This is a genomic window from Pseudomonas sp. GQ91, from assembly GCF_059758795.1.
On the sequence record NZ_JCAXED010000002.1, the window covers coordinates 507,457 to 528,147 of the forward strand.

Below are 20,691 nucleotides of genomic sequence, written 5' to 3' on the forward strand. Positions count from 1 at the left end.
GCGACAGGGGCTTTTTTGTAGCTGATGGAATCAGAATTGCGATTGCAGGTAATTCTCGAGGCCGACCAGCTTGATCAGACCCAACTGCTTTTCCAGCCAATAGGTGTGATCTTCTTCGGTGTCGTTGAGCTGGACCCGCAGGATTTCCCGGGTGACGTAATCGTTGTGCTGCTCGCACAACTCAATGCCCTTGCACAGGGCGGCGCGGACTTTGTATTCCAGGCGCAGGTCAGCGGCCAGCATCTCCGGTACGGTGCTACCGGTATCCAGGTCGTCAGGACGCATGCGCGGCGTGCCTTCGAGCATCAGGATACGGCGCATCAGTGCGTCGGCGTGTTGCGCCTCTTCTTCCATTTCGTGATTGATGCGCTCGTAGAGCTCGGTAAAGCCCCAGTCTTCGTACATCCGCGAGTGAATGAAATATTGGTCACGAGCTGCCAGTTCGCCCGTCAGCAACGTGTTGAGGTAATCGATTACGTCGGGGTGACCTTGCATCGCCCTAAATCTCCCTGCTTGAAAGTCTGTAGTTTGAACCATGACGACTTGCAGGTCACGAGACGAACGGCAGAAAAGTGAAGATTTTCAGAGAAAAGTAGCCGAAATAACGCAAAAACCGCCCAAATGAGGGCGGTTCTGCTTATCACTTAGAGTTAGTTAAGCGATACACCCAGCGCCGTTGCGATTCCTTCTCCATAAGCGCGATCGGCCTTGAGAAAGTGTTGCAATTGACGCTGGATCACATCGCTGGAAACTCCGTCCATCGCGCCGGCGATATTGTTGATCAACAGCGTTCTCTGCTCATCATTCATCAGGCGAAACAGCGCTCCGGCATGGCTGTAGTAGTCGGTATCCTCGCGATGATCGTAACGATCAGCCGCCCCGCCAAGTGCCAAGGCGGGTTCGGCATATTGCGCAGCCTGCTTCGGAGCATCGGCGTAGCTGTTTGGCTCGTAATTCGGAGCCGCGCCGCCGTTGCCGCCAAATGCCATGGAACCATCGCGCTGGTAGCTGTTGACCGGACTGCGCGGCGCATTCACCGGCAGTTGCTGGTGATTGGTGCCCACCCGGTAACGGTGAGCATCCGCGTAGGCGAACACACGGCCTTGCAGCATGCGGTCCGGTGACAGGCCGACACCTGGAACCATGTTGCTCGGACCGAAGGCCGCCTGCTCTACTTCAGCGAAGTAATTCAGCGGGTTGCGGTTCAACTCCAATTCGCCGACTTCGATCAGTGGAAACTCTTTCTGTGACCAGGTCTTGGTCACATCGAACGGGTTTTCGTAATGTGCATTGGCCTGAGCCTCGTTCATGATCTGGATGCAAACACTCCATTTCGGGAAATCACCCCGTTCGATCGCACCAAACAGATCACGCTGCGCGTAATCCGGATCCGTACCCGCCAGGCGCGCCGCGTCGGCCGGCGTCAGGTTCTTGATACCTTGCTGGGTCTTGTAGTGCCACTTTACCCAATGACGCTCGCCGCGGGCGTTGATCAAGCTGTAAGTGTGGCTGCCGAAGCCGTGCATGTGACGGTAGCCGTCCGGAATACCACGATCCGAAAACAGAATGGTGACTTGGTGCAGCGCTTCAGGGGAGTGCGACCAGAAATCCCACATCATCTGCGCGCTTTTCAGATTGCTTTGAGGAAGGCGTTTTTGGGTGTGGATAAAATCCGGGAATTTCAGCGGGTCACGGATAAAGAACACCGGGGTGTTGTTGCCCACGATGTCCCAGTTACCTTCTTCGGTGTAGAACTTCAACGCAAAGCCGCGCGGATCCCGCTCGGTGTCGGCCGAACCGCGCTCGCCACCCACGGTGGAGAAACGCAGGAAGGTCGGAGTCTGTTTGCCAACGGACTCGAAGAGCTTGGCGCTGGTGTATTGAGTGATGTCCCGGGTGACAGTGAATGTCCCGTAGGCGCCCGAACCTTTGGCGTGCACACGACGCTCTGGGATATTTTCACGATTGAAGTGAGCGAGCTTCTCGATCAGGTGAAAATCATCGAGCAGCAACGGGCCACGTGGGCCCGCGGAACGGGAATTCTGGTTATCCGCAACGGGAGCACCGCTGGCGGTGGTAAGGACTTTATTCTGGCTCATGCTCAACTTTCCTTAGGTCGGACTTGGAACTGCCGGCTAATCGGCTTGGAGGAAGTATTGATCATCAATATGAAGACTACTAATTCATTAAACCGTAGGCATCAATAGAAAATAACTACCAAGGCTCCCGCCGCCCATCGTGCCAATCACCACCGCTGGAAACGTGTACACGACGCGCTTTTATCACGCGCACAAAAAACCGGGCGCTAGGCCCGGTTCTTCGTTGCAGACTGTCGTCTTACTCGGCGGATACAGCTTCGCCGGCAGTAGCACGATCAACCAACTCGACGTACGCCATAGGCGCGTTGTCGCCAGCGCGGAAACCGCACTTGAGGATGCGCAGGTAGCCACCCTCACGGGTAGCGTAACGCTTGCCCAGGTCGTTGAAGAGCTTACCAACGATAGCTTTCGAGCGAGTACGGTCGAAAGCCAGACGGCGGTTAGCCAGGCTGTCTGTCTTGGCCAAAGTGATCAGCGGCTCAGCAACGCGACGCAGTTCTTTAGCTTTCGGCAGTGTAGTTTTGATCAGCTCGTGCTCGAACAGCGACACCGCCATGTTCTGGAACATGGCCTTGCGGTGCGAGCTGGTACGGCTCAGGTGACGACCACTTTTACGATGACGCATGGTTCATTCCTTACCAAACTCACGTTCGGTGATTACGACGATCAGGCAGTCGCCTTGTCGTCCTTCTTAAGACTTGCAGGCGGCCAGTTGTCGAGGCGCATGCCGAGGGACAGACCGCGGGAGGCCAGAACGTCCTTGATTTCAGTCAAGGATTTCTTGCCCAGGTTCGGAGTCTTCAACAGTTCTACTTCGGTACGCTGAATCAGGTCGCCGATGTAGTAAATGTTTTCCGCCTTAAGGCAGTTAGCCGAACGTACAGTCAGTTCCAGATCGTCAACCGGGCGAAGCAGGATCGGATCGATCTCGTCTTCCTGCTCGATTACCACTGGTTCGCTGTCACCCTTGAGGTCGACGAACGCAGCCAACTGCTGTTGCAGAATGGTTGCAGCGCGGCGGATAGCCTCTTCAGGATCCAGAGTACCGTTGGTTTCCAGATCAATAACCAGCTTGTCCAGGTTAGTACGCTGCTCGACACGGGCGTTTTCCACCACGTATGCGATACGGCGAACCGGGCTGAACGAAGAGTCAAGCTGCAAGCGACCAATGCTGCGGCTTTCGTCTTCATCGCTCTGACGCGAGTCGGCCGGTTCATAACCACGACCACGAGCTACGGTGAGCTTCATGTTCAGGACGCCGTTAGACGCCAGGTTAGCGATTACGTGATCGGGGTTAACGATCTCGACATCATGATCCAGCTGAATATCGGCAGCGGTAACCACCCCCGAACCCTTCTTCGACAAGGTCAGCGTAACTTCGTCACGGCCGTGCAGCTTGATAGCCAGACCTTTAAGGTTCAACAGGATTTCAATTACGTCTTCCTGTACACCTTCGATGGCGCTGTACTCGTGGAGCACACCGTCAATCTCGGCCTCGACTACTGCACAGCCGGGCATTGAGGACAACAGGATGCGGCGCAGCGCGTTGCCCAGGGTGTGGCCAAAACCACGCTCGAGAGGCTCGAGAGTGATCTTGGCGCGGGTTGGACTGACAACCTGCACATCAATGTGGCGGGGTGTCAGGAACTCATTTACCGAAATCTGCATGGATGCACCTATTTTCTAGCCCTTACTTGGAGTAGAGCTCGACAATCAGGCTTTCGTTGATGTCGGCGGACAGATCACTGCGAGCAGGAACGTTCTTGAAAACGCCCGACTTCTTCTCAGTGTCTACTTCTACCCATTCTACGCGGCCACGTTGGGCACACAGATCGAGAGCTTGGACAATGCGAAGTTGATTTTTTGCTTTCTCGCGAACAGCAACCACGTCACCAGCACGAACCTGGTAGGACGGAACGTTTACGGTCTGACCGTTAACGCTGATCGACTTGTGCGATACCAGCTGACGGGATTCGGCACGAGTAGAACCAAAGCCCATACGGTATACAACGTTGTCCAGACGGCATTCGAGCAGTTGCAGCAGGTTTTCACCGGTTGCACCTTTCTTGCCAGCAGCTGCCTTGTAGTAGCCGCTGAATTGACGCTCGAGAACGCCGTAGATACGACGGACCTTCTGCTTTTCACGCAGTTGGGTGCCGTAATCGGACTGGCGACCGCGGCGTTGGCCGTGGATACCAGGTGCTGCTTCAATGTTGCACTTCGATTCGATCGCGCGCACGCCGCTCTTCAGGAAGAGATCGGTGCCTTCGCGACGAGCGAGTTTGCATTTTGGACCAATGTAACGAGCCATTCTTTACGATCTCCTGGATTACACGCGGCGCTTCTTCGGCGGACGGCACCCGTTGTGCGGGATAGGCGTCACGTCGGTGATGCTGGCGATCTTATAGCCACAGCCGTTCAATGCACGGACAGCGGACTCACGACCTGGACCTGGACCCTTGACGTTGACGTCAAGGTTTTTCAGGCCATATTCCAGCGCAGCTTGACCAGCACGTTCAGCAGCTACTTGAGCAGCAAACGGGGTGGACTTGCGGGAACCGCGGAAACCCGAACCACCGGAGGTAGCCCAAGAAAGCGCGTTACCTTGACGGTCGGTGATGGTCACGATGGTGTTGTTAAAAGAAGCATGGATGTGGGCGATGCCATCAACCACTGTCTTTTTAACTTTTTTACGAGGACGAGCAGCAGGTTTTGCCATGATTAATTTCCTGTCGATTCGCTGGGGCGATTACTTGCGGATCGGCTTACGCGGACCTTTACGGGTACGCGCGTTAGTCTTGGTACGCTGACCGCGTACTGGAAGACCACGACGATGACGCAGACCGCGATAGCAACCGAGGTCCATCAAACGCTTGATTTTCATGTTGACTTCGCGACGCAGGTCACCTTCAGTGGTGAACTTCGCCACTTCGCCACGCAACTGTTCAATCTGCTCGTCGCTCAGATCCTTGATCTTAGCAGCTGGGTTTACACCAGCGTCTGCGCAAATTTTCTGCGCAGTTGTGCGACCAACACCATAGATGTAGGTCAGCGAGATAACAGTGTGCTTGTTATCTGGAATGTTAACGCCTGCAATACGGGCCATTCAGTGGGACTCCAATTGACAGCTACCTACGCCCCGGAAGCCAAGAAATAGGGCGCGAGATAATATCGCTGTAATAACAAATAATCAACCCGGTAGCGCACTAGCTACCGGGCTTCAAGCGGATCACACTCAGCCTTGGCGCTGTTTGTGACGCGGTTCCGCGCTGCAAATTACTCGAACAACACCTTCGCGGCGAATAATCTTGCAGTTACGGCACAGCTTTTTCACCGATGCACGAACTTTCATCACCAACTCCTCGAACCTTATGGGTACTCAGCGCAACATGCCGCTGCCGTAACCCTTCAGGTTGGCTTTCTTCATCAGGGATTCGTACTGGTGCGAAACGAGGTGCGATTGTACTTGGGACATGAAGTCCATCACAACCACGACCACGATCAGCAACGAGGTCCCGCCAAGGTAGAACGGAACGTTTGCCGCAACCACCAGGAACTGGGGAAGCAAACATACGGCCGTCATATAAAGAGCACCGAACAGGGTCAAACGAGTCAAAACGCCATCAATGTAGCGCGCCGACTGCTCGCCCGGACGGATACCCGGAATAAAGGCACCGGACTTCTTCAGGTTTTCCGCTACGTCTTTCGGATTGAACATCAACGCCGTATAGAAGAAGCAGAAGAAAATAATCCCTGCACTAAACAGCAGAATATTCAACGGCTGACCAGGAGCGATCGACTGCGAGAGGTCCTGCAACCAGCCTAGACCATCAGACTGACCGAACCAGGCCCCCAGCGAAGCCGGGAACAGCAAAATGCTGCTTGCGAAAATGGCCGGGATAACACCGGCCATGTTCACTTTCAAAGGCAAATGGCTAGTCTGTGCAGCAAACACCTTACGGCCCTGCTGACGCTTGGCGTAGTGAACAGCGATACGACGCTGACCACGCTCAATGAACACCACAAAACCGATAATCGCTACTGCCAGCAGACCGATGGCAACCAGGGCGAAGATATTGATATCGCCCTGACGCGCAGACTCGAAAGACTGCCCTATTGCCCTCGGAAGACCGGCGACGATACCTGCGAAAATCAACATCGAGATACCGTTGCCAACTCCACGCTCAGTAATCTGCTCACCCAGCCACATCATGAACATCGCGCCAGCCACAAACGTGGTTACCGCAACGAAATGGAAGCCAAAGTCACCAGTGAACGCTACGCCCTGCCCCGCCAAGCCTATGGACATGCCAATAGCCTGGACGAGAGCAAGAGCGACAGTGAGGTAGCGGGTGTACTGGCTAATCTTGCGACGACCAGCTTCACCTTCCTTCTTCAACTGCTCCAGCTGCGGGCTCACGGCGGTCATCAGTTGCATGATGATCGATGCCGAGATGTACGGCATGATCCCCAGTGCAAAGATGCTCATCCGTTCCAGCGCGCCGCCGGAAAACATGTTGAACAAGCTAAGAATGGTCCCCTCATTCTGTCGAAACAGGTCTGCGAGTCGGTCCGGGTTGATACCTGGAACCGGGATGTGTGCGCCTATTCGGTAGACGATAATCGCCAGGAACAGAAAACGCAGACGAGCCCAAAGTTCAGACATACCGCCTTTGCCGAGCGCTGAGAGAGCACCTTGCTTAGCCATTTATTCCTCGAACTTGCCGCCAGCTGCTTCGATAGCCGAACGCGCACCTTTGGTGGCGCCGATTCCCTTGCCGATAGTGACAGCGCGAGTCACTTCACCGGACAGCATGATTTTCACACGCTGTACGTTGACGTTGATCACGTTGGCATCTTTCAGGGTCTGCACGGTAACGATGTCGCCTTCCACTTTGGCCAGCTCGGACAGACGCACTTCTGCGCGATCCATGGCTTTCAGGGAAACGAAACCGAACTTCGGCAGGCGACGATGCAGCGGCTGTTGACCGCCTTCAAAGCCTGGAGCGATGGTGCCACCGGAGCGGGAGGTCTGACCTTTGTGACCACGGCCACCAGTCTTACCCAAACCGCTACCGATACCACGGCCCGGACGATGCTTTTCGCGACGGGAACCCGGCGCTGGACTCAGATCATTGAGTTTCATCGATTAACCCTCGACACGCAGCATGTAGTAAGCCTTGTTGATCATCCCGCGATTCTCGGGAGTATCAACGACTTCTACAGTGTGACCGATGCGACGCAGACCCAGACCCTTAACGCACAGTTTGTGGTTAGGGATGCGGCCGGTCATGCTTTTGATCAGCGTTACTTTTACGGTAGCCATGATCAGAAGATCTCCTGGACGCTTTTGCCACGCTTGGCGGCAATGGATTCAGGGGATTGCATAGCCTTCAAACCTTTGAAAGTGGCGTGAACCACGTTTACCGGGTTAGTCGAGCCGTAGCACTTGGCCAGAACGTTCTGAACGCCAGCAACTTCGAGAACGGCACGCATAGCGCCGCCAGCGATGATACCGGTACCTTCAGAAGCAGGCTGCATGTACACCTTCGAAGCGCCGTGGGCGGACTTCATTGCGTACTGCAGAGTGGTGCCGTTCAGATCAACCTGGATCATGTTGCGACGAGCAGCTTCCATTGCCTTCTGGATCGCAGCAGGCACTTCACGCGACTTGCCACGGCCGAAGCCAACGCGCCCCTTACCATCACCCACCACGGTCAACGCGGTGAAAGTGAAGATACGGCCGCCTTTAACGGTTTTGGCTACGCGGTTAACTTGAACCAGCTTCTCGATGTAGCCTTCGTCGCGCTTTTGGTCGTTATTTGACATAACTTAGAACTCCAGCCCAGCTTCACGAGCAGCATCAGCCAGCGCCTTGACGCGACCGTGGTACTTGAAGCCAGAGCGGTCGAAAGCCACCTGCGAGACGCCAGCGGCTTTAGCACGCGTAGCGACCAGCTGGCCAACCTTAGTGGCCGCGTCGATGTTGCCAGTGGCACCATCACGCAGTTCTTTATCCAAAGTCGAGGCGCTTGCCAGGACTTTGTTGCCGTCGGCCGAAATGACCTGGGCGTAGATGTGCTGCGACGAGCGGAACACGCAGAGACGCACGACTTCGAGTTCGTGCATTTTCAGGCGTGCTTTGCGAGCGCGACGCAGTCGAGTAACTTTTTTGTCGGTCATTTGCTATGCCCTACTTCTTCTTGGCTTCTTTACGACGGACGACTTCGTCCGCGTAGCGCACACCTTTGCCTTTGTACGGCTCTGGTGGACGGAAGTCGCGGATCTCAGCGGCCACCTGACCTACCAGCTGCTTGTCGATGCCCTTGATCAGGATATCGGTCTGGCTAGGGGTCTCAGCGGTGATGCCTTCCGGCAGTTCGTAATCCACTGGGTGCGAGAAGCCAAGGGCCAGGTTCAAAACCGAGCCTTTTGCTTGCGCTTTGTAACCAACACCGACCAGCTGGAGCTTACGCTCGAAGCCTTGGCTTACGCCCTGGACCATGTTGTTTACCAACGCACGCGTGGTACCGGCCATTGCGCGAGTTTGTTGATCGCCATTGCGAGCAGCGAAACGCAGCTCACCAGCTTCTTCAACGATCTCAACGGACGAATGGATGTTCAGTTCAAGAGTGCCCTTGGCACCCTTCACCGAAAGCTGTTGGCCTGCGAATTTGATTTCGACACCGGCTGGCAGCTTAACGGGGTTCTTAGCGACGCGAGACATGCTTATCCCCCCTTAGAACACAGTGCAAAGAACTTCGCCGCCGACACCGGCAGCGCGCGCAGCACGATCCGTCATCACACCTTTGTTGGTGGAGACGATAGACACGCCGAGACCGCCACGAACTTTCGGCAGATCTTCAACGGACTTGTACTGACGCAGGCCTGGACGGCTAACGCGCTTCACTTCCTCGATGACCGGACGGCCTTCGAAGTACTTCAGCTCGATGGACAACAGCGGCTTGCTTTCGCTGCTGATCTGATAACCCGCAATGTAGCCTTCGTCTTTGAGAACTTTGGCAACAGCTACCTTCAACGTGGAAGACGGCATGCTTACGACGGACTTTTCAGCCATCTGGGCATTACGGATACGAGTTAGCATGTCCGCTAACGGGTCCTGCATACTCATGGGCTAGACGCTCCTAATACAAAAAAATCAGCCTTACGGCTACATATGTCGCCGAGAATCTCCGAGCATAAAAAACACGGGCTCAGGCGAGCCGCGTATTTTAGACACACTGCAGAAATGAAACAAGCCCCAAAAGGGGCTTGTTCCAGATTCTAGGCCACCGGCGGTCAGTATCTTGCGATCCTGACCGCTTGGACGTCGAAAGTACTTACCAGCTGGCTTTAACCAGACCCGGTACGTCACCACGCATTGCCGCTTCACGCAGTTTGTTACGGCCGAGGCCGAACTTGCGGTAAACGCCGTGTGGACGACCGGTCAGGCGGCAGCGGTTACGCATGCGCGAAGCGCTTGCGTCACGTGGCTGCTTCTGCAGGGCAACTGTAGCTTCCCAACGCGCTTCTGGACTTGCGTTCAGATCAACGATGATAGCTTTCAGTGCTGCACGCTTCTTGGCGTACTTGGCAACCGTGAGCTGACGCTTCAGCTCGCGGTTTTTCATGCTCATCTTGGCCATGGTCCTACTCCAATCAGTTGCGGAACGGGAATTTGAACGCACGCAGCAGAGCGCGGCCTTCATCATCGTTCTTGGCAGTGGTGGTCAGGGTGATGTCCAGACCGCGGAGAGCATCGATCTTGTCGTAGTCGATTTCCGGGAAGATGATCTGCTCTTTAACGCCCATGCTGTAGTTACCACGACCATCGAAGGACTTGGCATTCAGGCCGCGGAAGTCGCGAACCCGAGGCAGGGAGATCGACAGCAGACGATCCAGGAATTCATACATACGCTCACGACGCAGGGTCACTTTGACGCCGATCGGCCAACCTTCACGGACTTTAAAGCCAGCGATGGATTTCCGAGCGTAGGTCACAACGACTTTCTGGCCGGTGATCTTTTCCAGGTCAGCAACAGCGTGCTCGATGACTTTTTTGTCGCCGATCGCTTCGCCCAGACCCATGTTCAGGGTGATTTTTGTAACGCGCGGAACTTCCATCACGTTCCCGAGCTTAAGTTCTTCCTTAAGCTTGGGGGCGATTTCCTTCCGGTAAATCTCTTGTAGTCGTGCCATGGTCTTCTACCTAGCAGTGTTCAAGCATCAACCGCTTTTTGGGTCGACTTGAAGACACGAATTTTCTTGCCGTCTTCTACTTTGAAACCAACGCGGTCAGCCTTGTTGGTTTCGCCGTTGAAAATGGCAACGTTGGAAGCGTGCAGTGGCGCTTCTTTCTCGACGATACCGCCCTGTACGCCCGACGCCGGGTTAGGCTTGGTATGACGCTTAACCAGGTTCAGACCACCAACGACCAGACGGTCGTCAGCGAGAACCTTAAGCACCTTACCGCGCTTACCCTTGTCTTTGCCGGCGATCACGATGATCTCGTCGTCACGACGAATCTTTTGCATGTCGGATCTCCTTACAGCACTTCTGGGGCGAGCGAGACGATCTTCATGAACTTCTCAGTACGAAGTTCACGGGTCACTGGCCCAAAGATACGGGTGCCGATCGGCTCTTGCTTGTTGTTCAGAAGAACAGCAGCGTTGCCATCAAAGCGGATAATGGAGCCATCTGCACGGCGTACGCCGTGACGAGTGCGGACTACAACAGCAGTCATCACTTGGCCTTTTTTCACTTTACCGCGAGGAATTGCTTCCTTCACGGTAACTTTGATGATGTCACCGATACCAGCGTAACGACGATGGGAGCCACCCAGCACCTTGATGCACATAACACGGCGAGCGCCGCTGTTATCGGCCACATCGAGCATGGATTGAGTCTGAATCATATAATTTCTCCGACCCCTAGTCCTTAGACTTCCACAGCGCGTTCGAGAACATCAACCAGTGCCCAAGACTTGGTCTTGGCCAGCGGACGAGTTTCACGAATAGTGACCTTGTCGCCGATGTGGCACTGATTGGTTTCGTCGTGCGCGTGCAGCTTAGTCGAACGCTTAACATATTTACCGTAGATCGGGTGCTTAACGCGACGCTCGATCAAAACGGTGATGGTTTTGTCCATCTTGTCGCTGACAACACGGCCAGTCAGCGTACGGACAGTCTTTTCGGCTTCAGCCATGATCACTTACCTGCCTGCTGGTTGAGCACAGTCTTCACGCGAGCGATGTCACGCTTAACTTGCGAGAGCAGATGAGACTGCCCCAACTGGCCAGTTGCTTTCTGCATACGCAGATTGAACTGGTCGCGCAGCAAGCCGAGCAGTTGCTCGTTCAGCTGCTGTGCGGATTTTTCACGAAGTTCTTTCGCTTTCATCACATCACCGTCCGTTTAACAAAGGAGGTGGCGAGCGGCAGCTTTGCAGCAGCCAGGGCGAAAGCCTCACGCGCCAGCTCTTCAGAAACACCCTCGATTTCATACAGGACTTTGCCTGGCTGAATCTGGGCAACCCAGTACTCCACGTTACCCTTACCTTTACCCATCCGAACTTCGAGTGGCTTTTTGGTTACAGGCTTGTCCGGGAATACACGGATCCAGATCTTGCCGCCACGTTTAACGTGACGGGTCAGTGCACGACGCGCTGACTCGATCTGACGAGCGGTGAGACGACCACGAGCTACAGACTTCAGCGCGAACTCGCCGAAGCTGACTTTGCTACCGCGCTGAGCCAGACCACGGTTGTGGCCTGTCATCTGCTTGCGGAACTTCGTACGCTTAGGTTGCAACATTTGGCGTACCCCTTACTTAGCAGCTTTTTTACGAGGCGCTGGTGCTTGTGGCTTCAGCTCTTCTTGGCGACCACCAATTACTTCGCCTTTGAAGATCCAAACCTTTACACCGATCACACCGTAAGTGGTGTGAGCTTCGTAGTTGGCATAGTCGATGTCGGCACGCAGGGTGTGCAATGGCACACGACCTTCGCGATACCATTCAGTACGTGCGATTTCAGCACCGCCGAGACGACCGCTCACTTGGATTTTGATGCCTTTGGCACCAATGCGCATGGCGTTCTGTACTGCGCGCTTCATAGCGCGACGGAACATTACACGGCGCTCCAGCTGCTGAGCTACGCTCTGCGCAACCAGCATACCGTCGAGCTCCGGCTTGCGGATCTCTTCGATATTGATGTGCACAGGCACACCCATTTGCTTGGTCAGGTCCTGACGCAGTTTCTCAACATCTTCACCTTTCTTCCCGATAACGATACCTGGGCGAGCGGTGTGGATGGTGATACGTGCAGTTTGAGCCGGACGATGGATATCGATACGGCTTACGGACGCGCTTTTTAGTTTGTCTTGGAGATACTCACGCACCTTCAGATCAGCGAACAAATAGTCCGCATAAGTCCGACCGTCTGCGTACCAGACGGAGGTGTGCTCCTTGACGATTCCCAGGCGAATGCCAATGGGATGTACTTTCTGACCCATCTCTTCGACTCCGTTACTTGTCAGCAACCTTGACAGTGATATGGCAAGACCGCTTGACGATGCGATCAGCACGGCCTTTGGCACGTGGCATGATGCGCTTCAGCGAACGCCCTTCGTTGACGAAAACGGTGCTGACCTTCAGGTCATCAACGTCTGCGCCTTCGTTATGCTCGGCGTTGGCTACGGCCGACTCCAGCACTTTCTTCATGATCTCGGCGGCTTTCTTACTGCTGAAAGCCAACAGGTTGAGCGCTTCGCCCACCTTCTTCCCGCGGATCTGGTCGGCGACCAAGCGGGCTTTCTGGGCGGAGATTCGAGCGCCCGACAACTTAGCGGCTACTTCCATTTCCTTACCCCTTAACGCTTGGCTTTCTTGTCTGCCACGTGCCCACGATAAGTGCGGGTACCGGCAAACTCGCCTAGTTTGTGGCCGACCATGTCTTCGTTAACGAGAACCGGGACGTGTTGACGACCGTTGTGTACTGCGATGGTCAGACCGACCATTTGTGGCAGGATCATCGAACGACGCGACCAGGTCTTAACTGGTTTGCGATCGTTCTTTTCCGCCGCCACTTCGATCTTCTTCAGTAGGTGAAGATCAATAAAAGGACCTTTTTTCAGAGAACGTGGCACTGTCGTATCCCTCTATTTACTTGCGACGACGGACGATCATTTTGTCGGTACGCTTATTACCACGAGTCTTCGCGCCCTTAGTCGGGAAGCCCCATGGCGATACCGGATGACGACCACCAGAGGTACGACCTTCACCACCACCATGTGGGTGGTCAACCGGGTTCATGGCAACACCACGAACGGTTGGGCGAACGCCACGCCAGCGTTTGGCACCAGCTTTACCCAGCGAACGCAGGCTGTGCTCGGAGTTCGAGACTTCACCCAGGGTCGCGCGGCATTCAGCCAGCACTTTACGCATCTCACCAGAACGCAGACGCAGGGTCACGTAGACACCTTCACGAGCGATCAGCTGAGCCGAAGCACCAGCGGAACGAGCGATTTGCGCGCCTTTACCTGGCTTCAATTCGATGCCGTGTACGGTGCTACCAACTGGAATGTTACGCAGTTGCAGAGCGTTGCCCGGCTTGATCGGCGCCAAGGCACCTGCGATCAGCTGGTCGCCAGCACTCACGCCTTTAGGCGCGATGATGTAGCGACGCTCGCCATCTGCGTACAGCAGCAGAGCGATGTGAGCAGTACGGTTTGGATCGTATTCGATACGCTCGACAGTGGCGGAGATGCCATCTTTGTCGTTGCGACGGAAGTCGACCAGACGATAATGCTGCTTATGGCCACCACCGATGTGACGAGTGGTAATGCGACCATTGTTGTTACGACCACCAGACTTCGATTTCTTCTCGAGCAGCGGTGCGTGAGGAGCGCCTTTATGCAGCTCCTGATTGACCACCTTGACCACAAAACGGCGGCCAGGGGAAGTCGGTTTGCATTTAACGATTGCCATGATGCACCCCTTCCTTACTCAGCACTGCTGCTGAAATCGAGATCTTGGCCTGGCTGAAGGGAGATAACTGCCTTCTTCCAGTCATTACGCTTGCCCAGACCGCGAGCAGTGCGCTTGCTCTTACCCAGAACATTCAGGGTAGTAACACGCTCTACTTTCACGCTGAACAGGCTTTCGACGGCCTTCTTGATTTCCAGCTTGGTTGCGTCAGTTGCAACCTTGAAAACGAACTGGCCTTTCTTGTCAGCCAGAACCGTAGCCTTTTCGGAAACGTGCGGGCCAAGCAGAACTTTAAATACGCGTTCCTGGTTCATCCCAGCAGCTCCTCGAATTTCTTCACGGCCGACACGGTGATCAACACCTTGTCGTATGCGATCAGACTAACTGGATCGGAACCTTGCACGTCACGTACATCAACGTGTGGCAGGTTGCGAGCAGCCAGGTACAGGTTCTGATCAACAGCTTCGGACACGATCAAAACGTCGGTCAGGCTCATGTTGTTCAGTTTGCCCAGCAGATCTTTGGTTTTTGGACTTTCAACAGCGAAGTCCTGAACCACGACCAGACGATCAGTACGCACGAGTTCAGCAAGGATGGAGCGCAGTGCTGCGCGGTACATCTTCTTGTTGAGCTTCTGAGTGTGATCCTGTGGACGCGCTGCGAAAGTGGTACCGCCGCCACGCCAGATTGGGCTACGGATAGTACCGGCACGAGCACGGCCAGTACCTTTCTGACGCCAAGGGCGCTTACCGCCACCACGAACGTCGGAACGGGTCTTTTGCTGCTTGCTACCTTGACGGCCGCCGGCCATGTAGGCCACGACTGCTTGGTGAACGAGCGTCTCGTTGAATTCGCCGCCAAATGTCAGTTCGGAAACTTCGATCGCTTGAGCGTCATTTACATTTAATTGCATGTCAGCTTCCCCTTAACCGCGAGCCTTGGCCGCTGGACGTACAACCAGGTTGCCGCCAGTAGCGCCAGGAACAGCACCCTTGACCAACAACAGATTGCGTTCAGCGTCGACGCGCACTACTTCGAGGGACTGCACGGTCACGCGCTCAGCGCCCATATGACCGGACATTTTTTTGCCCTTGAATACACGACCAGGAGTCTGGCACTGGCCAATAGAGCCCGGGACGCGGTGGGAAACGGAGTTACCGTGAGTGTTGTCTTGGCCACGGAAATTCCAACGCTTGATCGTACCCTGGAAGCCTTTACCCTTGGACTGACCGGTTACATCAACCAGTTGACCAGCGGCGAAGATTTCAGCGTTGATCAGATCGCCAGCCTGGTAGTCGCCGTCTTCAAGACGGAACTCCATGACAGTACGACCAGCTGCAACGTTTGCTTTAGCGAAGTGACCTGCCTGAGCAGCAGTCACACGCGAAGCACGACGCTCGCCGACAGTGACTTGCACTGCACGATAGCCATCGGTTTCTTCAGTTTTGAACTGGGTGACGCGATTCGGCTCGATCTCAATGACCGTGACCGGAATGGAGACACCTTCTTCGGTGAAAATACGGGTCATACCGCATTTACGACCGACTACACCAATAGTCATGTTGTAAACCTCATGAGTGTACGGGGCTTTCACCCGCTATGGCCGCCCATTTCAGAGCGTTACACGACTAAGACCCGAGTCTTAGCCGAGGCTGATCTGTACTTCCACACCGGCCGCCAGATCGAGCTTCATAAGAGCATCAACGGTTTTATCCGTTGGCTGGACAATGTCCAGAACGCGCTTATGAGTACGGATCTCGTACTGGTCACGCGCGTCTTTGTTGACGTGCGGGGAGACCAGAACGGTGAACCGCTCTTTGCGGGTAGGCAGTGGAATAGGACCACGCACTTGAGCACCAGTACGTTTCGCGGTTTCCACGATTTCCTGGGTGGATTGGTCGATCAGGCGATGGTCAAAAGCCTTCAACCTGATACGGATTTGCTGATTTTGCATTGGATTTCAGACTCCGGCTGCTATTCCCACCGGGCGCACTGCGCCCGTTAAAAGGAGGCGCAATTCTATAGACGCCCCCGATAGGTGTCAACCCAATAAAAAAGCCCCCGCTGAGCGGGGGCTTTTTCAAAACATCAAAGCTAACTCAAAAGAGCTTACTCGATGATTTTAGCTACAACACCAGCACCAACGGTACGGCCGCCTTCGCGAATAGCGAAACGCAGACCGTCTTCCATTGCGATGGTTTTGATCAGGGTAACAGTCATTTGAATGTTATCGCCTGGCATTACCATTTCAACGCCTTCTGGCAGCTCGCAGTTACCAGTCACGTCAGTAGTACGGAAGTAGAACTGTGGACGGTAGCCTTTGAAGAACGGAGTGTGACGACCGCCTTCTTCCTTGCTCAGAACGTAAACTTCTGCGGTGAACTTGGTGTGCGGCTTGACCGAACCTGGCTTGACCAGAACCTGGCCACGCTCAACGTCGTCACGCTTGGTACCACGCAGCAGAACGCCGCAGTTCTCGCCAGCACGACCTTCGTCGAGCAGCTTGCGGAACATTTCAACACCGGTGCAGGTGGTGACGGTGGTATCACGCAGACCAACGATTTCCAGTGGATCCTGAACGCGAACGATACCGCGCTCGATACGACCGGTAACAACAGTACCACGACCGGAGATCGAGAATACGTCTTCGATTGGCATCAGGAACGGCTTGTCGGTCAGACGAACTGGTTCTGGGATGTAGCTGTCCAGGGTTTCAACCAGTTTACGAACGGCAGTGGTGCCCATTTCGTTGTCGTCGTTACCTTCCAGAGCCATACGAGCAGAACCGATGATGATCGGAGTGTCGTCGCCTGGGAAGTCGTAAGTGCTCAGCAGATCGCGCACTTCCATCTCAACCAGTTCCAGCAGCTCAGCGTCGTCTACCAGGTCAGCCTTGTTCAGGAAGACCACGATGTACGGAACGCCTACCTGACGGGACAGCAGGATGTGCTCACGGGTTTGTGGCATCGGACCATCAGCGGCCGAGCAAACCAGGATAGCGCCGTCCATCTGGGCAGCACCGGTGATCATGTTCTTCACGTAGTCAGCGTGACCTGGGCAGTCAACGTGAGCGTAGTGACGAATAGTCGAGTTGTACTCAACGTGCGCGGTGTTGATGGTGATACCACGAGCTTTTTCTTCTGGTGCGCTGTCGATCTTGTCGAAGTCAACACGAGCCGAACCGAAAACTTCGGAGCAGACGCGAGTCAGAGCAGCGGTCAGAGTGGTTTTACCGTGGTCAACGTGACCGATAGTGCCAACGTTGACGTGCGGTAGGGAACGATCAAATTTTTCTTTAGCCACGACAATTAACTCCTTGCCTAAAGGACTGAATCAGCCTTGTTTTTTGGTAACAGTTTCGACGATATGCGACGGCGCTGTATTGTATTTTTTGAATTCCATAGAGTAGCTTGCGCGACCTTGGGACATGGAACGAACGTCGGTTGCATAACCGAACATCTCACCCAACGGAACCTCGGCACGAATTACTTTGCCGGAAACCGTGTCTTCCATACCCAGGATCATGCCGCGACGACGGTTAAGGTCGCCCATCACGTCACCCATATAGTCTTCAGGCGTAACAACTTCTACTGCCATGATTGGTTCAAGCAACTCACCACCGCCCTTCTGGGCCAGTTGCTTGGTAGCCATGGAAGCAGCCACCTTAAACGCCATCTCGTTGGAGTCGACGTCATGGTAAGAACCATCAAAAACGGTCGCCTTCAGGCCGATGAGCGGATAGCCGGCAACAACACCGTTCTTCATCTGCTCTTCGATACCCTTCTGGATCGCCGGGATGTATTCCTTAGGAACCACACCACCAACCACTTCGTTCACGAATTGCAGACCTTCCTGACCTTCGTCAGCAGGAGCAAAACGGATCCAGCAGTGACCGAACTGGCCACGACCGCCGGATTGACGAACGAACTTGCCTTCGATTTCACAGTTCTTCGTGATGCGCTCACGATAGGAAACCTGAGGCTTACCGATGTTGGCTTCGACGTTGAACTCACGGCGCATCCGGTCAACCAGGATGTCCAGGTGCAACTCGCCCATGCCAGAGATGATCGTTTGACCAGTCTCTTCATCAGTTTTGACGCGGAAAGATGGGTCTTCCTGAGCAAGCTTGCCCAGAGCGATACCCATTTTTTCCTGGTCATCCTTGGTCTTGGGCTCAACGGCAACCGAAATTACCGGCTCCGGGAAGTCCATGCGAACCAGGATGATTGGCTTGTCAGCGTTGCACAAAGTTTCACCAGTGGTGACGTCCTTCATGCCGATCAGGGCCGCGATGTCGCCAGCGCGCACTTCCTTGATCTCTTCACGGGCGTTTGCGTGCATTTGCACCATACGACCCACGCGCTCTTTCTTGCCCTTGACCGAGTTGATGACGCCGTCGCCGGAGTTCAACACGCCCGAGTAGACACGGACGAAAGTCAGGGTACCCACGAATGGGTCGGTAGCGATCTTGAACGCCAGAGCCGAGAACGGCTCGTTGTCGTCTGCATGACGCTCCATTTCCTTTTCCTCGTCATCCGGGTCAGTACCCTTGATGGCAGGAATGTCGGTAGGAGCAGGCAGGTAGTCGATAACAGCGTCGAGAACCAGGGGAACACCCTTGTTCTTGAACGAGGAACCACAAACAGCCAAGACGATCTCACCAGCGATAGTACGCTGACGCAGAGCAGCCTTGATCTCCTCGTTGGTGAGCTCTTCACCTTCGAGGTACTTGTTCATCAGCTCTTCGTTGGCTTCGGCCGCAGCCTCGACCATGTTGTTACGCCACTCGTCAGCCAGCTCCTGCAGCTCAGCAGGAATAGCTTCGCGACGAGGAGTCATGCCCTTGTCAGCATCGTTCCAGTAAACAGCTTCCATGGTCAGCAGATCGATCTGGCCCTGGAAATTGTCTTCGGCACCGATAGCCAACTGGATAGGCACCGGAGTGTGACCCAGACGCTGTTTGATCTGACCGATCACGCGCAAGAAGTTCGCGCCGGCACGGTCCATCTTGTTGACGTAAACAAGACGCGGAACGCCGTACTTGTTGGCTTGACGCCATACGGTTTCCGACTGAGGCTCAACGCCCGAGGTACCGCAGAACACAACGACCGCGCCGTCGAGTACACGCAGGGAACGTTCAACTTCAATGGTGAAGTCTACGTGGCCCGGGGTATCGATGACGTTGAAGCGGTGCTCGTCTTTGTACTGCTTCGCAGAACCTTTCCAGAAGGCGGTAATGGCAGCAGAAGTAATGGTAATACCACGCTCCTGCTCCTGCACCATCCAGTCTGTGGTCGCGGCGCCGTCATGCACCTCGCCCATCTTGTGACTTTTGCCAGTGTAAAAAAGGACGCGCTCGGTGGTGGTGGTTTTACCAGCATCCACGTGAGCGACGATACCGATGTTACGGTAGCGACTAATCGGAGTAGTACGAGCCATAAAGCCCTCGCAAAATTAGTGAAGCTGAAATTAGAAGCGGTAGTGCGAGAAAGCTTTGTTAGCTTCGGCCATACGGTGCACGTCTTCACGCTTCTTAACAGCAGCACCTTTACCTTCAGCAGCATCCAACAGCTCGCCAGCCAAACGCAGAGCCATAGACTTCTCGCCGCGCTTGCGGGCGAAGTCTACCAACCAGCGCATTGCCAGCGCGTTACGACGGGACGGACGAACTTCGACCGGAACCTGGTAAGTAGCACCGCCTACACGGCGCGACTTCACTTCGACCAGCGGAGCGATGGCGTCGAGAGCTTTCTCGAAGATTTCCAGGGGATCGCTGTTCTTGCGTTCTTTAACCTTTTCCAGCGCGCCATAAACGATACGCTCGGCAACGGCTTTCTTGCCGCTTTCCATCACGTGGTTCATGAACTTGGCCAGGATTTGGCTTCCGTATTTTGGATCGTCAAGCACTTCGCGCTTGGCTGCTACGCGTCTTCTTGGCATGGATAAGCCCTCAAACGGTCTTCAGGTTCGTTCGGAATCAGTGCCCTTGCGGGGCGCCTCCGACCTTACTCTTATCGACTCAGAAAATAAGATGATTCAGTTTGCAAAAAGCCGCTACTACTTAGGCTTCTTGGTACCGTACTTCGAACGACCCTGGTTACGACCTTTAACGCCGGAGGTATCCAAGGAGCCGCGTACGGTGTGGTAACGAACACCTGGCAAGTCTTTTACACGACCGCCACGGATCAGCACCACGCTGTGCTCTTGCAGGTTGTGGCCTTCACCACCGATGTACGAGGAAACCTCGAAACCGTTGGTCAGACGCACACGGCATACTTTACGCAGTGCCGAGTTAGGTTTTTTCGGCGTAGTGGTATACACGCGAGTGCATACGCCACGACGTTGCGGGCAGTTCTGCAGCGCAGGCACGTCGGATTTCTCGACGATACGCTTACGCGGCTGACGTACCAGCTGGTTGATAGTTGCCATCTACTAGCTCCACTGTTGTCTTGCGACGCTATTGTCTTGCAAGAAAAGCAAAATGGCAGGAACGAATTCCCGCCAAATTTAGGGGTACAAGAGTCTAAAGAGGATCTTGCCCCCAGTCAAGGCAAGGCCCCGACCTCCCCCTTCAACGGAACCGGACAATACTGTCTCGTTCCGACGAA

34 protein-coding genes are annotated in these 20,691 nt (G+C 54.8%); all 34 read right to left on the reverse strand.

Features of this window, described 5'->3' with window-relative positions:
- Window positions 1–30 precede the first annotated feature (30 nt).
- Window positions 31–495: a bacterioferritin gene (gene bfr, locus AC6CIA_RS04545; RefSeq protein WP_339530084.1), complete on the reverse strand. Its 465-nt coding sequence runs from the start codon at window positions 493–495 to the stop codon at window positions 31–33.
- 155 nt (window positions 496–650) lie between these two features.
- Window positions 651–2,099, reverse strand: a complete 1,449-nt coding sequence (locus AC6CIA_RS04550; RefSeq protein ID WP_498310829.1) for a catalase — start codon at window positions 2,097–2,099, stop codon at window positions 651–653.
- Between the two features lie 238 nt (window positions 2,100–2,337).
- The gene (rplQ, locus tag AC6CIA_RS04555; protein ID WP_003176402.1) at window positions 2,338–2,724 is read right to left on the reverse strand and encodes a 50S ribosomal protein L17; all 387 of its coding nucleotides are present in this window, start codon (window positions 2,722–2,724) and stop codon (window positions 2,338–2,340) included.
- Between the two features lie 41 nt (window positions 2,725–2,765).
- The gene (locus AC6CIA_RS04560; RefSeq protein WP_002555464.1) at window positions 2,766–3,767 is read right to left on the reverse strand and encodes a DNA-directed RNA polymerase subunit alpha; all 1,002 of its coding nucleotides are present in this window, start codon (window positions 3,765–3,767) and stop codon (window positions 2,766–2,768) included.
- Window positions 3,768–3,789: 22 nt separating this feature from the next.
- A complete protein-coding gene (gene rpsD, locus AC6CIA_RS04565; RefSeq protein ID WP_084379730.1) occupies window positions 3,790–4,410 on the reverse strand; it encodes a 30S ribosomal protein S4 in 621 nt (206 codons plus the stop codon).
- Window positions 4,411–4,428: 18 nt separating this feature from the next.
- Window positions 4,429–4,818: a 30S ribosomal protein S11 gene (rpsK, locus tag AC6CIA_RS04570; RefSeq protein ID WP_002555466.1), complete on the reverse strand. Its 390-nt coding sequence runs from the start codon at window positions 4,816–4,818 to the stop codon at window positions 4,429–4,431.
- 30 nt (window positions 4,819–4,848) lie between these two features.
- A complete protein-coding gene (gene rpsM, locus AC6CIA_RS04575; RefSeq protein WP_047295790.1) occupies window positions 4,849–5,205 on the reverse strand; it encodes a 30S ribosomal protein S13 in 357 nt (118 codons plus the stop codon).
- A gap of 129 nt (window positions 5,206–5,334) precedes the next feature.
- A complete protein-coding gene (gene rpmJ, locus AC6CIA_RS04580) occupies window positions 5,335–5,451 on the reverse strand; it encodes a 50S ribosomal protein L36 (RefSeq protein WP_002555468.1) in 117 nt (38 codons plus the stop codon).
- A 27-nt stretch (window positions 5,452–5,478) separates the two neighbouring features.
- Window positions 5,479–6,807, reverse strand: a complete 1,329-nt coding sequence (gene secY, locus AC6CIA_RS04585; protein ID WP_084379729.1) for a preprotein translocase subunit SecY — start codon at window positions 6,805–6,807, stop codon at window positions 5,479–5,481.
- Window positions 6,808–7,245: a 50S ribosomal protein L15 gene (rplO, locus tag AC6CIA_RS04590; protein WP_003176407.1), complete on the reverse strand. Its 438-nt coding sequence runs from the start codon at window positions 7,243–7,245 to the stop codon at window positions 6,808–6,810.
- 3 nt (window positions 7,246–7,248) lie between these two features.
- Entirely contained in the window at window positions 7,249–7,425 is a 177-nt protein-coding gene (rpmD, locus tag AC6CIA_RS04595) for a 50S ribosomal protein L30 (RefSeq protein WP_028621547.1), read from the reverse strand.
- A gap of 2 nt (window positions 7,426–7,427) precedes the next feature.
- A complete protein-coding gene (rpsE, locus tag AC6CIA_RS04600) occupies window positions 7,428–7,928 on the reverse strand; it encodes a 30S ribosomal protein S5 (protein ID WP_010566852.1) in 501 nt (166 codons plus the stop codon).
- 3 nt (window positions 7,929–7,931) lie between these two features.
- Window positions 7,932–8,282 (reverse strand): 50S ribosomal protein L18, encoded by a 351-nt coding sequence (gene rplR / locus AC6CIA_RS04605; RefSeq protein ID WP_003186037.1) that lies wholly within the window; start codon window positions 8,280–8,282, stop codon window positions 7,932–7,934.
- Window positions 8,283–8,292: 10 nt separating this feature from the next.
- Window positions 8,293–8,826, reverse strand: a complete 534-nt coding sequence (gene rplF, locus AC6CIA_RS04610; protein ID WP_339530076.1) for a 50S ribosomal protein L6 — start codon at window positions 8,824–8,826, stop codon at window positions 8,293–8,295.
- Between the two features lie 12 nt (window positions 8,827–8,838).
- A complete protein-coding gene (gene rpsH / locus AC6CIA_RS04615; RefSeq protein WP_084379726.1) occupies window positions 8,839–9,231 on the reverse strand; it encodes a 30S ribosomal protein S8 in 393 nt (130 codons plus the stop codon).
- 208 nt (window positions 9,232–9,439) lie between these two features.
- Complete coding sequence (gene rpsN / locus AC6CIA_RS04620; RefSeq protein ID WP_003176414.1) at window positions 9,440–9,745, reverse strand: 30S ribosomal protein S14; 306 nt, start codon at window positions 9,743–9,745, stop codon at window positions 9,440–9,442.
- A gap of 13 nt (window positions 9,746–9,758) precedes the next feature.
- On the reverse strand, window positions 9,759–10,298 hold the full coding sequence (gene rplE / locus AC6CIA_RS04625) for a 50S ribosomal protein L5 (RefSeq protein WP_003194642.1): 540 nt from the start codon (window positions 10,296–10,298) through the stop codon (window positions 9,759–9,761).
- Between the two features lie 20 nt (window positions 10,299–10,318).
- Window positions 10,319–10,633, reverse strand: coding sequence for a 50S ribosomal protein L24 (gene rplX, locus AC6CIA_RS04630; RefSeq protein WP_033059465.1), 315 nt, complete (start codon window positions 10,631–10,633; stop codon window positions 10,319–10,321).
- Between the two features lie 11 nt (window positions 10,634–10,644).
- Window positions 10,645–11,013 carry a 50S ribosomal protein L14 gene (gene rplN / locus AC6CIA_RS04635; RefSeq protein ID WP_002555479.1) on the reverse strand — a complete coding sequence of 123 codons (369 nt, stop codon included), beginning with the start codon at window positions 11,011–11,013 and terminating at the stop codon, window positions 10,645–10,647.
- A 23-nt stretch (window positions 11,014–11,036) separates the two neighbouring features.
- Window positions 11,037–11,303: a 30S ribosomal protein S17 gene (gene rpsQ / locus AC6CIA_RS04640; protein WP_003176419.1), complete on the reverse strand. Its 267-nt coding sequence runs from the start codon at window positions 11,301–11,303 to the stop codon at window positions 11,037–11,039.
- Between the two features lie 2 nt (window positions 11,304–11,305).
- Window positions 11,306–11,497, reverse strand: a complete 192-nt coding sequence (gene rpmC / locus AC6CIA_RS04645; protein WP_084379725.1) for a 50S ribosomal protein L29 — start codon at window positions 11,495–11,497, stop codon at window positions 11,306–11,308.
- Window positions 11,497–11,910, reverse strand: a complete 414-nt coding sequence (gene rplP, locus AC6CIA_RS04650; protein WP_021209374.1) for a 50S ribosomal protein L16 — start codon at window positions 11,908–11,910, stop codon at window positions 11,497–11,499. The genes rpmC and rplP overlap by 1 nt, the downstream gene beginning before the upstream one ends.
- Window positions 11,911–11,922: 12 nt before the next feature.
- Entirely contained in the window at window positions 11,923–12,609 is a 687-nt protein-coding gene (gene rpsC, locus AC6CIA_RS04655; RefSeq protein WP_003176422.1) for a 30S ribosomal protein S3, read from the reverse strand.
- Window positions 12,610–12,622: 13 nt separating this feature from the next.
- The gene (gene rplV, locus AC6CIA_RS04660) at window positions 12,623–12,955 is read right to left on the reverse strand and encodes a 50S ribosomal protein L22 (RefSeq protein ID WP_003103908.1); all 333 of its coding nucleotides are present in this window, start codon (window positions 12,953–12,955) and stop codon (window positions 12,623–12,625) included.
- Between the two features lie 11 nt (window positions 12,956–12,966).
- The gene (rpsS, locus tag AC6CIA_RS04665; protein ID WP_002555486.1) at window positions 12,967–13,242 is read right to left on the reverse strand and encodes a 30S ribosomal protein S19; all 276 of its coding nucleotides are present in this window, start codon (window positions 13,240–13,242) and stop codon (window positions 12,967–12,969) included.
- Between the two features lie 16 nt (window positions 13,243–13,258).
- A complete protein-coding gene (rplB, locus tag AC6CIA_RS04670; protein ID WP_008053874.1) occupies window positions 13,259–14,083 on the reverse strand; it encodes a 50S ribosomal protein L2 in 825 nt (274 codons plus the stop codon).
- A gap of 14 nt (window positions 14,084–14,097) precedes the next feature.
- Complete coding sequence (gene rplW, locus AC6CIA_RS04675) at window positions 14,098–14,397, reverse strand: 50S ribosomal protein L23 (protein WP_002555488.1); 300 nt, start codon at window positions 14,395–14,397, stop codon at window positions 14,098–14,100.
- Window positions 14,394–14,996: a 50S ribosomal protein L4 gene (gene rplD, locus AC6CIA_RS04680; protein ID WP_017135963.1), complete on the reverse strand. Its 603-nt coding sequence runs from the start codon at window positions 14,994–14,996 to the stop codon at window positions 14,394–14,396. The genes rplW and rplD overlap by 4 nt, the downstream gene beginning before the upstream one ends.
- Window positions 14,997–15,008: 12 nt before the next feature.
- Window positions 15,009–15,644 (reverse strand): 50S ribosomal protein L3, encoded by a 636-nt coding sequence (gene rplC / locus AC6CIA_RS04685; protein WP_003194649.1) that lies wholly within the window; start codon window positions 15,642–15,644, stop codon window positions 15,009–15,011.
- An 81-nt stretch (window positions 15,645–15,725) separates the two neighbouring features.
- Window positions 15,726–16,037, reverse strand: a complete 312-nt coding sequence (gene rpsJ / locus AC6CIA_RS04690; protein ID WP_003186070.1) for a 30S ribosomal protein S10 — start codon at window positions 16,035–16,037, stop codon at window positions 15,726–15,728.
- A 155-nt stretch (window positions 16,038–16,192) separates the two neighbouring features.
- A complete protein-coding gene (tuf, locus tag AC6CIA_RS04695) occupies window positions 16,193–17,386 on the reverse strand; it encodes an elongation factor Tu (RefSeq protein WP_339530073.1) in 1,194 nt (397 codons plus the stop codon).
- Between the two features lie 30 nt (window positions 17,387–17,416).
- The gene (gene fusA, locus AC6CIA_RS04700; protein WP_339417031.1) at window positions 17,417–19,522 is read right to left on the reverse strand and encodes an elongation factor G; all 2,106 of its coding nucleotides are present in this window, start codon (window positions 19,520–19,522) and stop codon (window positions 17,417–17,419) included.
- Between the two features lie 30 nt (window positions 19,523–19,552).
- On the reverse strand, window positions 19,553–20,023 hold the full coding sequence (rpsG, locus tag AC6CIA_RS04705) for a 30S ribosomal protein S7 (protein ID WP_002555493.1): 471 nt from the start codon (window positions 20,021–20,023) through the stop codon (window positions 19,553–19,555).
- A gap of 117 nt (window positions 20,024–20,140) precedes the next feature.
- The gene (gene rpsL, locus AC6CIA_RS04710) at window positions 20,141–20,512 is read right to left on the reverse strand and encodes a 30S ribosomal protein S12 (RefSeq protein WP_002555494.1); all 372 of its coding nucleotides are present in this window, start codon (window positions 20,510–20,512) and stop codon (window positions 20,141–20,143) included.
- Window positions 20,513–20,691: the final 179 nt, after the last annotated feature.